The organism is Fontibacillus forbon, assembly GCF_046559655.1.
In the GTDB taxonomy this organism is placed as follows: Bacteria; Bacillota; Bacilli; order Paenibacillales; family Paenibacillaceae; genus Fontibacillus.
In genome coordinates, this window is sequence record NZ_JBKGFV010000001.1 from 91,324 (window position 1) to 106,394 (window position 15,071).

The 15,071-nt window shown below is 51.2% G+C and carries 12 protein-coding genes; 10 read left to right on the top strand and 2 right to left on the bottom strand.

Annotated elements, in window-relative coordinates; translation table 11 throughout:
• Positions 1-147 precede the first annotated feature (147 nt).
• The 6 genes from ACLB09_RS00355 (at position 148) to ACLB09_RS00380 (ending at position 9,019) form a co-directional block, all read left to right on the top strand.
• Entirely contained in the window at positions 148-1,704 is a 1,557-nt protein-coding gene (locus ACLB09_RS00355; protein WP_410767761.1) for a right-handed parallel beta-helix repeat-containing protein, read from the top strand.
• A 162-nt stretch (positions 1,705-1,866) separates the two neighbouring features.
• Positions 1,867-2,550 (top strand): response regulator transcription factor, encoded by a 684-nt coding sequence (locus tag ACLB09_RS00360; RefSeq protein WP_410767762.1) that lies wholly within the window; start codon positions 1,867-1,869, stop codon positions 2,548-2,550.
• Positions 2,547-3,812: a HAMP domain-containing sensor histidine kinase gene (locus ACLB09_RS00365; protein WP_410767763.1), complete on the top strand. Its 1,266-nt coding sequence runs from the start codon at positions 2,547-2,549 to the stop codon at positions 3,810-3,812. The genes ACLB09_RS00360 and ACLB09_RS00365 overlap by 4 nt, the downstream gene beginning before the upstream one ends.
• Positions 3,813-3,903: 91 nt before the next feature.
• Positions 3,904-4,665 carry an ABC transporter ATP-binding protein gene (locus tag ACLB09_RS00370; RefSeq protein ID WP_410767764.1) on the top strand — a complete coding sequence of 254 codons (762 nt, stop codon included), beginning with the start codon at positions 3,904-3,906 and terminating at the stop codon, positions 4,663-4,665.
• Between the two features lies 1 nt (position 4,666).
• Entirely contained in the window at positions 4,667-7,015 is a 2,349-nt protein-coding gene (locus ACLB09_RS00375) for an ABC transporter permease (protein ID WP_410767765.1), read from the top strand.
• A 42-nt stretch (positions 7,016-7,057) separates the two neighbouring features.
• Entirely contained in the window at positions 7,058-9,019 is a 1,962-nt protein-coding gene (locus ACLB09_RS00380) for a serine hydrolase (protein ID WP_410767766.1), read from the top strand.
• 768 nt (positions 9,020-9,787) lie between these two features.
• On the opposite strand, the gene ACLB09_RS00385 is transcribed toward ACLB09_RS00380, so the two are convergent.
• Together ACLB09_RS00385 and ACLB09_RS00390 are read right to left on the bottom strand one after the other, a co-directional pair.
• Positions 9,788-10,276 carry a nitroreductase family protein gene (locus ACLB09_RS00385; protein WP_410767767.1) on the bottom strand — a complete coding sequence of 163 codons (489 nt, stop codon included), beginning with the start codon at positions 10,274-10,276 and terminating at the stop codon, positions 9,788-9,790.
• 34 nt (positions 10,277-10,310) lie between these two features.
• Entirely contained in the window at positions 10,311-10,880 is a 570-nt protein-coding gene (locus tag ACLB09_RS00390; RefSeq protein ID WP_410767768.1) for a nitroreductase family protein, read from the bottom strand.
• A gap of 366 nt (positions 10,881-11,246) precedes the next feature.
• On the opposite strand from ACLB09_RS00390, the gene ACLB09_RS00395 reads away from it, so the two are divergent.
• From ACLB09_RS00395 to ACLB09_RS00410, 4 genes are all read left to right on the top strand, one after another.
• A complete protein-coding gene (locus ACLB09_RS00395) occupies positions 11,247-11,723 on the top strand; it encodes a MarR family transcriptional regulator (protein ID WP_410767769.1) in 477 nt (158 codons plus the stop codon).
• A gap of 244 nt (positions 11,724-11,967) precedes the next feature.
• The gene (locus tag ACLB09_RS00400; protein WP_410768963.1) at positions 11,968-12,876 is read left to right on the top strand and encodes an EamA family transporter; all 909 of its coding nucleotides are present in this window, start codon (positions 11,968-11,970) and stop codon (positions 12,874-12,876) included.
• A 233-nt stretch (positions 12,877-13,109) separates the two neighbouring features.
• Positions 13,110-14,114, top strand: coding sequence for a Gfo/Idh/MocA family protein (locus ACLB09_RS00405; protein ID WP_410767770.1), 1,005 nt, complete (start codon positions 13,110-13,112; stop codon positions 14,112-14,114).
• 3 nt (positions 14,115-14,117) lie between these two features.
• Complete coding sequence (locus ACLB09_RS00410) at positions 14,118-15,071, top strand: helix-turn-helix domain-containing protein (RefSeq protein ID WP_410767771.1); 954 nt, start codon at positions 14,118-14,120, stop codon at positions 15,069-15,071.

A 15,071-nucleotide genomic window follows, 5' to 3' on the forward strand; every position in this document is an offset into this window, starting at 1 on the left:
ACGGTAATCCCGTTAAGTTTTTGCAATAGCGCAGGAGCGAAAAAAGGGTTGAAGCCCTTTTTTTTTTGCTTTTTTCCGGTAGCACATCATCTCAACAATTTCTGAATGCCCGAAAGTACATAAACTTTCCGCCCATGGGGAGAAGAATTGACCCAACGCGAAATCGCAAATATGCATAAGCCGGAGTTATGCGTCTCGAATAGAGAAGCGGGCGCTGATGAGGCCGTATCTGCTATACTTAGGAAAAAATTAATATTGGATGTGGGTATCATTAGCAAAAAAATGAAATTGATTATTCTCTGGGCTTGTTTCCTCATACTGTTGTCAGTAAGTACTGCTTACTTCAGTGCCAAAAAAAATTCTAACGACTCAATAGCTTCTGTGGTGAAGCTGTCGGCAACCCGTTCGTCCGGGATATTGGATACGGAAACGGCGGGAGAAACAACGACAAGGGATTACTATGTCTCACCGCAAGGTAAAGATACGAACCCCGGGACTATGGAAGCGCCGATCGCCAGCATTCAGAAAGCCATAGAATTGGTCAAGCCGGGCGGCACCGTATTCCTTCTTGAAGGAGTATATCACCAAACCGTTAGCATCAATAAATCAGGATCGTCAGATCAGGGCTATATAACTTTGCGCAATGCAGAGGGACAAACGGCAATCATGGACGGCAAGGGCGTAAAGCAAGTTGAAAATGGCGTCATCGGCATCGACAATGCCAGCTATGTACGAGTGGTAGGCCTCGAAATACGCCATTTTTACACAAAATCCGCCGACGTTACGCCCATTGGCATTCATGTGAGCGGTAGCGGCAGTAATATTGGAATTATAGGGAATACCATTCACGATATGGGGACGAACGCGGGCCAGAGGGCAGGGGGCGGTAATGCTCATGGCATTGCAGTTTACGGCGACTCGGCAACATCATTGAAGCAGCTTGCTATTATCCAAAATGAGTTGTATAACCTGAAGCTGGGAGCCAGCGAAGCGATGGCGGTCAATGGAAACGTAGACGGCTTTCGTATTATGCGGAACATCGTGCATGATAACAACAATATAGGGATCGACATCATCGGATTTGAAGGTATCGCCCCCAACCCTTCTCATGATCAGGCACGAAACGGTGTGATACAAGAAAATCAGGTATATAATATTTCCTCTTTCGGCAATCCCGCCTACGGGAAAGATTACTCAGCCGCCGGCATATACGTGGATGGAGGCAAAGCTGTAAAAATCACGGACAATGAAGTACACCATAATGATTTTGGAATTGAATTGGCAAGTGAGCATGCCGGCGGTGCAACTTCCCATGTGGAGGTATCGCTCAACCGCGTCCATAACAATCGGGCGGCAGGCATTACGCTTGGCGGCTATGACGAAGATCGCGGAAGGACGGAAAACTGTATCATTAAAGAAAATAAGTTGACTGAAAATAACTCCATGCATCTTGGTTACGGTGAAATCAATCTGGCCTTCGATACAAGGAACAATGAATTGAGCAACAACGACATCCAAGCGAATGAAGATGGACTATTGATTACAAACGAGTTCACCCAAAATGAAGGGAATAAAGTCGACTTTAATCGCTATGGCAGCAAAAACCAGGCGTATTGGATATGGAAAGGCGAAGAGTTTGATGATTTCGGAGCTTATCGAACACAGACGGGTAATGATTTGCACTCGGAGTTGAACCTCGAATAATTCTTATAACTGAATGGGTTGGATTTTTGCTGTATGGAACAAGTTCATTCCAAGTCTGAGGACAAGAACTTGTTCCGTTTTTTGTTTTTCATCCGAACCGGGATATGGTACTTTTAAGAGAGGAAAGACGAGAGATTCGAGGATAAATTTAGGAGAAACCATATGATCTATGATTGTTTGATTGTGGACGACGAGAGCATTCTCGCGGAGACGACTTGCGAGTACTTCAACATGTTCGGGGTCACATCCGCTTATGCCGTCAGCGCAGAGGACTGCGAGCTTTTTCTGCGTCAGAACGAGACGTCCCTGATTCTTCTTGATATCAATCTCGGGCAGACTTCGGGCTTCGAGTTGTGCAAGAAGCTGCGGCGGACGACGCAAATACCGATTCTGTTTATCAGTGCCCGCTCAAGCGAAGACGATATTTTAATCGCGCTGAACATCGGCGGAGACGATTATATTCAGAAGCCCTATTCGCTTGCCGTTCTACTGGCGAAAGTGAAGGCCGTGCTTAAGAGGCATGCGGGACGGGAAAATACGGAACTGTTGAAGTTCGGACGGGTGCAAATCGATCTGATGATGTCCCGAGTCCGCGTGGACGGAGTCGACGTGAAACTCAAGACGATGGAGTTCAAGCTGCTCTGCTATCTGGCGCAGAACAGCAACCGCGTCGTGTCCAAGAAGGAGCTGTTTGCCAACGTATGGGAGGACGCCTTCGTCGGGGACGGCACTTTAAACGTGCATATACGTCACTTGCGGGAGAAGATCGAAGTCGACCCGAACCAGCCGGAGCATATCAGGACCGTCTGGGGAACGGGCTATGTGCTGGAGGACGGAAATCGGTGAGATACAAAGGGATGATTTTGGCGTTGCTTGCCGTTCTGGCCGTGAGCATCGCGCTTTCGGTACATACGATCCGAACAGGGACGGACTCGAGGCTGGATATGGTCATGGCGAACGATATCCTGAAGACAGTGGAGAAAAATTGGGACCAGCCCGATCAGGGAGATTACCGTGATTCCAAAGGACCGTTTGCCGTACTGGACCATGAGGGGAGCCTTCGTTATCAAACTTCCGGAGGGCGGTTTGCTTCGCTTGGCGACGCCATCCGGGACCGGGATGCGATCCTGGATGTGACGGTCGGGGGCTCTGTCGTCGGTAAGCTTGTCATCGAGAATGACGGATTGGAGAAGGAACGCAGAAACCGAAGACAGCTGGCCGCGATCATCACGGTGTCGAACGCCTTGCTGGCGGGAGGCGGCGCGCTCTACTTGATCATGTTGAACCGGTCCATACTGCGGCCGTTTCGGCGATTACAGCTGTTTGCCAGGAACGTGGCTCGGGGGAATCTCGATTTTCCTCTCCCGATGGACAAGAACAATCCTTTCGGCGCCTTCACCGAAAGCTTCGATATCCTGCGCGAGGAGTTGGCCGCGGCGAAACAAAGCGAGTATGAAGCGAATCGCAGCAAGAAAGAGCTTGTGGCGAGCCTAAGCCACGACATCAAGACGCCGGTTGCGTCCATCCAGGCCCTGACCGAGTTGCTGATGCTGAGAGCCAAGGACGAGAAGGAACTTAGGCAGTTTGGCATGATCCAAGCCAAGGCCGATCAAATTCATCGGCTCGTCGCGGACATGTTTCAAGCGACTATGGAGGAATTGAGGGAGCTTCAGGTGAAGCCGGCCGAGGAGTCCAGCGTCATGCTCCGGAGGATGATCGAGCAGGCGGACTTCGACAACCGGATCGATTGCGGCCCGATTCCCGAATGTCTCCTTTATGTCGACCGGACGAGGCTGCAACAGGTATTCGACAACGTGATAAGCAATGTCTACAAGTATGCGGGAACTCCCGTTACGGCCTCGGCCTCTCTGACCGAGGATTATTTGCGTATCGAAATTATGGATTACGGCGAAGGCGTCGGCGATGAGGAGCTTCCTTTGCTGTTCAATAAATATTATCGAGGCCGTAATGCGGCCGAAAGATCCGGAGCGGGCCTCGGGCTATATATCTCCAGCCACCTCATGGATCGCATGCAGGGCGGTATCGAATGCCGGAACCGTCATGACGGTTTCTCAGTCATTCTCTTCATCCGGCTTGTGCAGGATTAAGAATTGGTTAAGATTTCGGCAAAGCTTTGTTAAGAACTGATCTTGTATGATGAAGCTGTAAGGGACAACTCGACGGAGGTATGGTAGCAACATGAAAAAAACGATTCTTAGTGCGGAGAAGCTATGCAAGACGTTCTCGAACGGCGGCGTTCAGCAGCATGTGCTCAAGAACGTGGACATCCGGCTTCTGGAAGGAGACTTTACGGTCATCATGGGCAGCTCGGGTTCCGGCAAGTCGACGCTGCTTTACGCGCTTTCCGGCATGGATCGGCCCTCCCTCGGAGAGATCACCTTTGAAGGGCGGCCGCTCTCAGGCCTGAGCAACGACCAATTGGCCGTGTTCCGGCGCAATCATTGCGGCTTCGTGTTTCAGCAGATTCATCTTCTCGACAATATGAGCGTGATGGACAACCTGCTGGCCGGGGGCCTTCTCGTCAGCCGCAATAAGAGCGCGGTCGCCGAGAAAGCGAAGAAGTTGCTGAAGCAGGCGGGATTGAAGGAGGAGCTCTGGGGAAAGTTCCCATCCCAGCTGTCCGGAGGAGAAGCGCAGCGGGCGGGCGTCGTCCGGGCGATGGTCAACGATCCTCGAATCTTGTTCGCGGATGAGCCTACAGGAGCGCTTAACTCCGCTTCAAGCGAGAGCGTTCTCGATATGATGACAAGCGTCAACCGAAGCGGGCAGAGCATCGTGATGGTGACGCACGATTTGAAGACGGCGCTTCGAGGCAACCGGATATTATTCTTACGGGACGGCACGATCCGCGGCGAGTTGGACTTGGGAGAGTTCGAGGAGGAGGGCGACCCGGACCGTCATGCGCAGTTGGGCGTCTTCCTGGACGGGATGGGGTGGTAGCATGAGCATCCTGAAGCTGACCTTCGCCCATTTGCGGAAGGGGAAGGGGGCCGCGTTCTCCCTGTTCGCCCTCCTTTTTATCGCTGCTTCGCTGCTGAACAGCGGATTCACGATTTTGACGGCGATGTATTCTCTTTATAATGACAAAGCCGTAGAATTGCACGACGCCCGGGTCGCCTTCGCGATGAGCGCCCGGACATTCAAACCCGAATACGAAGCATACGTCAAATCCTATCCGGGCGTTGAGGCGGCCGAGGCGGAAAAGATTATTCTTCTGCCCAAGGCCTCCGTCCAGTACGACAGGAATATTCGAAACGAGAACAGCATCCGCCTCGCGCTGATGAATGCCGATACCGGCCGCAACATTGCCCCGCTGATGCCGCTTGAGCAGTCAGCTGCCTATGGGGAAAAAGGCATCTACGTCCCTTACTTCCTGAAGGCGAGCGGCGGTTATCGGCTGGGGGACGAGTTCTCCTTCAAGGTCGGCGACAAGAGTTATTCCTACCGGATCGCGGGCTTCTTCGAGACGACCCTGACGGGAACCCGAGCGCTGGCCTTGCTCAAATTCTATTTGCCCGAAGCGTCCTACCGGCAGTTATCCGAAGATCTGGGGGAGAGCTACCAGGGCGTATTCCTCTCCGCCGTCTTTCGGGAAGGACAACCGGCTGGTTCGCTGATGCGTGACTATAGTCTGGAATTCCCGGAGTCGAACGAGTCCATCGACACCAGCTTCTGGAGCGGGGATCTGGAGGAGGCGCAGAGCTCGACGTTGACCGTCAATCTCGTGGCGATGATCTTTGTGGCGTTCGCGGCCATCATCGTAACCGTCTCTCTCATCATGATCCAGTTTCAGATTTCCAACGGCATTGAAGACGGGATGGTCCGCATCGGCATCTTGAAGGCGATCGGCTATACAAGCCGCCAAATCCGACTTTCGTACACTCTCCAATTCCTGATGATCGCCGTTCCGGGCATCGTGGCCGGCATTGCGGCTTCTTATGCAGGCGTCGCTTCGTTCGAAGGGATCGCCGCCTCATTGACGGGGCTGCTTAAGACGATGCGGCCCGACATCGCAATCAACGCGATGAGCGGTTTCGCGCTCGTCGTCCTTGTTCTGGCCGTATCGCTGCTGGCTTCGCGCCGCATCCCCAATCTCCAGCCGATCGACGCGTTGCGAGGCGGCTTTGTCAACCACAACTTCAAGCGCAACCGGCTTCCGTTGGACAAAGCGAAAGGAGGCCTTCAGCTTATCCTTGCGCTCAAGGCGACGCTCGCGAATTCGCGGCAGAGCCTGATGATTGTCGCCATCGTTGCCGTCACCACCTTCGCTTCGGTCTTCTCGATCGTGTTGTATTCCAACATTGCCGGGGACAAGAAGGCATTCTTTGAGTTGGTAGGCGCCGAGACGCCCAACGTCGGCATCATAGTGGCAATGGGCCAGGACAGTGACGCACTGCTGGATGACGTGAAGACGATGAATGGCGTCAAGGCCGCCATCATTCAGGATTTCTTGAAGACGACGATCGATGGCCGTTTAATAGAGACCGAATATTCCGATGATTTCAGCCAGTTGAATACAAAGACGGTCTACAAGGGGCGATATCCGAAGCATGACAACGAGATCGTCGTAACGGGCGGTCTGGCACGGCTGTTGGGCAAGTCCGTCGGAGACACGATAAAGGTCCGGCTGGGATATGCGGAGCATTTCTACCTGATCACGGGCCTTAAACAATCGTTGAACGCGGGGAGCAGAGGGGCCTCGTTAACGATGGACGGAGTGCATCGGCTGCTCCCGGGAAAGCGGGGGATGTCCATCAACGTTTACTTGAACGGCATTTCCGATTCCGACTTTATACGGGACGCGCAGGCTAAGTTCGGGAGCCGGATTCAGGCCTTGACGGATGTTCCCAAGTCGATCGAAGAGACGTCGAAGGTGTATGTGTCGGCGGTGCGCGCCGTCATGGTCGCCATCTTGGCCATTACCGTCCTTGTCGTGGGATTCATTCAGTATCTCGTTATCGAGACCGCCATCGTCAGGCGCAAGAAGGAATTCGGCATCCTGAAGGCGATCGGGTATACGTCATTTCAACTGCAGATGCAGATCGCGCTGGGGCTCGTCCCGGTCGTGGCAGCCGGCTTGATCACGGGAGGGGCGCTAGGCGGATTGTATATGAATTCGCTGCTTGCTCTGCTGTTATCCGGCTCAGGCATCTCGCACACGGAGTTCGCCGTGCGGCCGATGCTGCTCCTGGGACTTTGCGTCTTTCTTCTCCTGGCCTCTTACGCGATCTCGCTGTCGGTGTCTCGCAGAGTCAATCGAATATCGGTTTACGGATTAATGACGGAGTAACGTTTTTTCCTAATATTTCAAAACGGACGGAGGATGAAGCACATGAAAAAAAGATTCATGCTGGTGCTCGCAGTTCTGCTGGCCTTCTCGGCTTCGGGACTGACCGGCCAGCAGAGGGCGGCCGCACAAGCCTCTCCATTAAGCGCCGAGAGCGTTGGGGCTTTCGCAGAGGGCTTCTTTCAACAGGAGGAGGTCCGGGATCAACTTGCGGGGGCGATTGTCGTCGTCGTCCAAGACGGACGGGTGCTTCTGAATCAAGGTTACGGCTATGCGGATGCGGAAGCCCGTAAACCGGTGGACGCGGAAAAGACGCTGTTCAGGGTGGCTTCCGTCTCCAAACTGTTCACGGCCGTAGGCATCATGCAGCTGGCCGAAGCGGGAAAAGTGGATCTGAACGCGAATGTTCAAACTTACCTCCCTGACCTGACGATTCCCAATGAGACGGGCTCCCCGCTGACCTTAAAGCATCTATTGACCCATACCAGCGGCTTTGACAGTGGGGATTATGCGGTAACCCGCAGCCCTTATGCACTCTCTGATTTTGTCAAAGATAATATGCCGACGGTCGTCAAGAAGCCCGGGGAAGCATACCGCTACGACAATTTCGCGTTTGCCCTACAAGGATACGTTATCGAGAAGGTGTCCGGTCTTTCTTTCGAGGATTACATGAGCAAAGAAATTTTCGAACCGCTCGGGATGTTGAGAAGCAGCTTCATCCTAAATGACGACGTCAAAAAGAACCTGGCCACACCTTACAACAGTGCGCTTGAGCCTATCGGGCAAAGTCCGAATGTCCCGGATAATTCGCCGGGTGGCGGCTTGTTCTCCACCGGCGCGGATATGGCCAAGTTCCTCGACGCCATGCTGAATTCCGGACAGAGAGGCGAGTCCCGCATCCTGAACGAGGAGTCCGTGAAAGAGATGGAGCGGAATCAAGTGAGCATTCAGCCGGAGGTGCCGGGCGTCGGCTACGGCCTGGAGTCGAACTATCCGCAATATTATAACGGATACCGGGTTGTGGAAAAGGGAGGCGACCTGTCCGGATTCCACTCCAACCTGTGGCTGATGCCGGACGAAGACACGGGGGTATTCCTGGCCTTGAACAGCGACAAAGGCAATTTGCGCAACCCGTTCTTCGAGCAGTTTATGAACCGGTACTTTCCGAAAAAAGGATCCGGTCCAGCCTTCGTCGAGCTTTTGCCAAGCGACCGGCAATTGCAAGCATTCGAGGGATTGTACCGGCATCTCCGCACTCCCGCGCTGCTTTACGACATTACAGCGGAGGACGGGAGGCTGATCGTGAAGGACGTGTTCGGCAAGCACGCCTTGCGGCAAGCGGGGGAGTTGCTGTTCTATGACGAAGAAGGGATGCCGGCGGGCTTCAAGCTGGATGCCGAGGGCCGTATCGCCTACTTCTCCTATAATCTGACGGACGGCTGGGCCGAGAAGCTACCCGATCCTCCCCTGTTTAGCGACGTTCCTGAGGATCACCCCTTCGCCGCTCCTATTTACAAGATGGTTCAGATGGGGGTCATGGAAGGAAGCTCGGAAGTATTCGAGCCCGGCAAGCCGATGACGCGAGGGGAATTTCTCGCGGCGTTGATTCCGCTGACGGGCTTCCCGTTCTCGACTCGCGCTTCCGTCTTCAAGGATACCGCGGGCAGTCCTTACGAAACGGCCATCCAGACGGCGGCGGAATTCGGCGTGGCCCTTGGGCGGCCGGACGGGTTCTTCGGACCGGATGAGCCGATCCGGCGCGAAGAGGCAGCGACCTACATCTGGCGTCTGGCCAAATTCGCCTTGGACGCCCCGCCCGAGCAAGCCGACTTGAAGGGGCCGGTCGCTCCGTGGGCTTCGGAAGGCGTTCAGTACGTGGTCAGCCGGGGACTTTACGGTCCCGAAGTCGAGGCTAGCGACGGGAAATTAGATTATAAACCGCAGGCCCCCCTTCTTAGGCAAGAAGCGGCGGCGTTGATCGACATGCTGCAACAGAATCTTCTATAACCGATCGCGACGACAAGCGAGCACCCCCATCGGATCGCTTGCTTGCTTCCTTCTCGTTCAATAACGGCATTCTCGTCGCTACTGCAGCCGAAGATATTTTATACGGGAGTTAGTTACTCTCGGCGATGTCCCCCCTTCAAAGCCGGGACAGAAATTGATTACTGTCACGAAGTAAAACATAACCAAATGAACCCTGCGCAGAATTGCGCAGGGTTCATTTATCTATCCGCACCAACCGTTTCGCGTAACGGTTATCTTTCATTGCAGAAGAATGATCGGCAGTATTGCCGGGAAATCGCTTGCGTTGGATAATAAACTCAAGCATGCATTTTGTTAAATAGTTCAGTCTCGACCTAGACTCAGCATATTGCTGCAATAATACAATTTTTTTAACTAGAAAATAGGGAAATAAAGCGAATTGCTGCAAAAGTGCACTATATTTTGTTGGCATGTATGGATAAGCGGCACTATTGAGCGAAAAAGATGCATATTTGCAGGATTTTTGCTGGGGTATGATGAATCGCCCCAAATTGCTGTATTATTGCATTATTTCTCATGAGTGGGCTTCAGTAGTGAAGATCTCAATGAGCGCTCAATAAGTACTCAATGAGCGCTCAATAAGTGCTAATAAGTGCTTAAAAAGTCTTCAATTGGAGCTACAATAGCGTATTCGACGAGCAACGGGGAGGGGTACTGCGCCCGAGATATCGGGGTTCGCGCACTTTCCATACCTAGATATGAATTGAAGCCGCCCAATTCGCTTGTCTATCAACATTCGCTAATACGAAGACTAGAGGTTTGAATTTCTTTGGCTGTGTCTCCGATTTCCGTATAACCGATATCCAGAATTGCAGCGATTCGTTCATGATCCCGGATGCCTAATCTTTGGCGCAACGGGGAATCGTGTATCCAATCATCCATGCAAATTAACATGCCGATGTTGTGTTCCAAACCAAGCAATCTCATATTTTGAATCAAGCAGAATACGGCGGCCAAATCCTCCTCTTGCTTGTGCGCATCGCCTACTGCATCCGCAATGACGACAAGATGGGCCGGTGCCTCGCGATGGAGCGGCAGCGCTTCTCTCCTTTGTTCACCTGTCATGAACAGAAACCGCCAAGGCTCTCTCAAGCCATCATTCGGTGCCCATACGGCTGTTTCCAACAGTTGCAGAATTAATTCGGGCTCAACTTTTTCTCGTTCAAAACGACCCGGTCGGCATCGGTAACTTTTCTCCAATAAACTCGTTATAGACACGGTATTCTTCTCCTCCCTTCTGAAACCAAAGAAATCAGATTTGCGGCCAGCACAGCCACTTCTTGGAGGCTGGCGTACGCTTTCTGGGGCGAGGCGTTTTTTCGATGAAACCGAAGGGCAAAATACCGGCCAATCGCTCACGGTCCGAGATGCCGAGTTGTTCGAAGAAAGGTTTGTTATACAATATTTCATCCGAACGCCAAAACATGCCGATGCCTTTCTCCCAGGCCAAAAGCTGCAAGTTTTGCAGGAAAAAGCAAGCATTCGCATACTGCATATCCTTCTGTTGCGGCGAATCATGATCATCCACTACTACGACCAAGAGACCGGGTACCTCGGAAAAAAACTTGGCCATCGTCTCTTTCACGGAACGGGGAATGAGTTTTCCCATTCGGGTAGCAGTAAAGGAGTCCAGCATGTAACGCGACAAGCGATGCTTGGATTCGCTTTGCAGGGCCAAAATAAGCCGCATGGATTGCAGCATTTGCGGGTCGCACGAAACCGCCGCCCGATTAAATAACTCATGCATCAAATGATCCGGTACAGCTTGATCGGCGAACTTCCGTACGCTTCTGCGCTCTTTGATTAGGGATTCCGCGTTCATTCGCATTCCTGCCTTCCAAGTAAAGTAACTGACTTGAGTTGTTGTTTCGCCCGGCGGATTTTCCTTTCGCTATAGGCAAATAGGGCCCGCTGCCGTATTTATGAATCTTCTTTCAGTCGCGGATAAATGTTTCTTAGAAAACAAATAACCTCCTTGAATTTTTATAGTTTCATAAGAATAAATTTATTGGACTTAAAAATCATAGAAAGCTATTATTTTAACAATTAATATAGTTTCATATGAAACAATATTAATTGTACTGTCCACTCTTTATTGTGTCAACTAACGGCCCGATCGTTCGCTAATGTTTCTAGGGAAATAATTTATGATATAATGTTAAAAATGAGTCGAGGAGCCAGCGGAACCATGGGTACTTCCAACCGAAACAAAGCCGCCATACATGAATTTTTCATTCGGTTTCTTCAGCAAAAAGAGCAATATGAAACCCGGATAACATCAACTTACCTTGAGGATATCCGAAAGCATGTAGATGCGGACTTCAGCTTGAACATGACGGAGCTGCACACCATTGCGTGCATCGGAGAGCAAGAGCCGATCAATCTCACTTCCATCGCGGAAAGGTTGAATTTAAGCAAAGGGAACACCTCCAAGATCGCCAAAAAGTTACTTGAGGCAGGTTGGGTTCGAAAGGCCCAGCTCAACGACAACAAAAAGGAAGTGTACTTTCGGCTTACGCCTGCCGGGAAAAAGCTGTTTGCTGCTCATGACGAGCTCCATACGAAGGAACAGCAAAGAATGAACGGGTTTTTGGAGAAATATAGCGAAACCGAGCTTGAAATTATCAAACGGCTATTCGAAGATCTGACCGACTTCTATCGATAACGAAATCAGGAACCGCAGGTTTCATTCATGGAAAGGTACGGTCGTTAACCATCGCAGCTGCACAAGAGGATGATACAAATTGCTTGACAACGACTAAAGCGTACTTTTATACTGTTTTTCGGAACGGAATACTAAAACCGATTTGGAATGTGGACTTTTCTGGAGAGCAATCTCTATTTTCGCCACACAAAAGCCTTGCCGGCTATTTGTGTGGTTTTTTTGCATTCAAAAAAGGAGGACTATCATGAAATTCTGGCACTATGCGTTGATTGTTTTTTTAGGAGGATGTTGTTATGGCATATTGTCTACATTTGTTAAATTGGCGTATGCGGCTGGTTTTACAGTGTCGGCAGTAACTGGAGGACAGTATTTTTTCGGAGTCGTACTTGCTTGGCTTGCAGTTTTATTTACCAAGAAACAAAAATTAACGCGTTTGCAAATCTCGAAGCTTATTCTGTCGGGGATTCCGTTCGGGTTAACGGGCATATTTTACTATCAAGCCTTACAAACCCTAAACGCTTCGCTAGCCATTGTTTTTTTGTTCCAATTCGTTTGGATCGGGGCTCTATTGGAGTGGGCGTTCCATAAGAAAAAACCGACAAGGAGTAAGCTTATCTCCATAGGATTGCTGCTAATCGGATCTGTTTTGGCAGCTAATCTGCTATTCCAGGAACGCATGACGTTGTCTTGGCAGGGAAGCCTTTGGGGATTGCTTGCTGCATTATCCTTTTCCACGTTCGTTTTTTTAAGCGGTTTTGTCGAAAAAGAAACCCCTCCCATGTTAAAAAGCGCCCTTCTTTCCACGGGGGGAGTAATAACCGTATTTATCGCATTCCCTCCCGCGTTTTTGTTTGATTTGGAGGTATTGATGGGGGTGATGCCTTATGGATTGGTATTGGGTATATTCGGGGTTGTCCTTCCGCCCCTTTTGTTTTCCATTGGAATGCCGCATGTTGGTTCCGGGTTGGGAACCATACTGACGGCGTCCGAACTGCCGGTGGTCGTTACCATGTCCTCTTTGGTGCTGGCTGAACCGATAAGCTTGCCGCAGTGGGTTGGAGTAATCGTTATTTTGGGCGGGATTATTAACGGCAACATCCGATCCGGAAATTCGAATAAGAAGGCTTTAAATATTCAGAAGGCGGCCGGTTAGATTAATAAAAAGCAGCGGTTCGTTAAACTGCATCCGTAATAAGGCAATTCGGCTAGTGGAATATTCCATTAGCCGTTTTACTGTTTTGTCATATTTGCGGAATTAGGGGTTAAACTGACGGCGTCGTAATTTTATATATTTCTGTCGCATACTTCTACTAAAAAAATGCATTCTTTTGTGATACCTTAATACATAGATGTCAGGATATTATATATGAAACTGGAGGGATTTCATTGAAACTTCGTATCGGCAAGGCCAGTTATTGGCACGTCCATGCCTGGGATTATACCCGTCAAGCTCAAGGCCATCCGGACACCGAAATCTCGGCGGTATGGGATGAGCATTCCGAACGCGGAAAGCAAGCGGCTGAAGAACTGGGAGTACCTTACTATGAGGCATTGTCCGAGATGCTTGCCCGGCCCGAGGTGGACGCGGTCATCGTGGATGCGCCGACGAACAGGCATAAGGAAGTGATCATCGCGGCGGCGCGGGCCGGTAAACATATTTTCACGGAAAAAGTGATCGCTCCGACGTTGCAGGAAGTTCAAGCAATTCTAGGCGAAGTGGCCAAAAGCGGCGTGAAATTGACCGTGTCCCTGCCTCGGCTGAATGACGGATATACGCTCGCTATTCAAGACGTTCTAAGCCAAGGCTTGCTCGGCGCAGTTACTTATGTTCGGGTACGGCTATCCCATAACGGTGCCATTGCCGGCTGGCTTCCCGAGCATTTTTATGATGCGGAGCAATGCGGAGGAGGCGCGCTGATCGATCTGGGCTGCCATCCGATGTATCTGACCCGGCTGTTCCTTGGACAGGAAGTGACCGGAGTGAGCGCCAACTTCGGCTATGTCACCGGGAAAGAGGTCGAAGATAACGCCGTGGTGACGCTATTTACGGGGTCCGGCGCCATCGGCGTGGTCGAGGCGGGCTTCGTGAACAGCCACTCTCCGTTTACGGTCGAGGTTCATGGAACGGAAGGGACCTTACTGTACGGCACGCCCGAAAACAAATTGCTGCTCCGGTCCAATCTAGCGGCCGACAAGGGCGGCGACTGGACCGAGCTGGCCGTTCCGGACAACCGTGAAAGCGCCTTTGACCAATGGGTTCGTCACATTCGGAACGATACCTTGGCTGAGGAGAATGTCGGCATGGCGGTCGAGCTTACGCGCTTAATGGAGGCGGCAAATCTCTCGGCCAAAGAAGGCCGCGTGATCCGGCCGCATGAACCGGGCCGATAAGTCATGGACGGCAGCCTGAAGTTGAATGCTTTTCCTTTTGAAGTCATGTTCGAAAAACAGGATATGCTGGAGCGGCTGGATATCGTTATTGCTTGGGGAAATTACGAGATTCGCGTGTTAAGGTTTCATTTGACTTCGTTTGAGCCCGGCAGGATCATCGATTTTCATAACCATGCGGAGTTTGAATTCCATTTCATTCCGAAAGGAAAAGGGTCCGTCATTCTTGAAGACCGCCCTTATGCGTTATCCGAAGGCATGTTTTACTTGACCGGTCCCGGGGTCATGCATTATCAGGAAGCCTCCCCCGAGGAGGCCATGTACGAATTGTGCCTGCATGTGGATATCGTCGCCAAATCCAACCCTGAAGCCGATCCCTGGGAGGCCGCCGAAGCCGAGGAATGCGTGGAAAAGCTGCGCAGCTTGCCGCCAAAACCGACGCTGGACAGCCATCGGGCCATGCACTGTTTCCTGGAAGCTTATGAGGTCTGCGAAGGAAAGTATCGGGGATTCTACACCTCGATCAAACAATTGGTTATCGGTATTTTGTTAAAAGCGGTTAGAGCCTACGACTCTGGTGAAATAAGTACTGAAGCGCCGATTAGAGACATGCTTGCTTACCGTTATCAATATGCCGTTCAGTACATGGAAGCCAATCATTCGGCAAGCCTGACGCTGGATAATGTTGCTGAGAAGCTGAATATAAGTCCAAGACAGCTGCAGCGGATTTTCAGAAACGTCAATGCCGAAATGCCATTCAGCAAAGTGCTGGAAGATATCAGATTGCATGCCGTTTGCCGTAAACTCGAAGAGAGCGCTTCGTCCATTGAAACCATCGCCGTAGCCGAAGGGTTTTCCAATGCGACTTATCTGCATCAAGTGTTTCGCAAACGGTTCGGAATGACCCCTTCGGCTTATCGTAAGGCTAAAGAATTCAAATCTAATTATGAGGTGAAATGA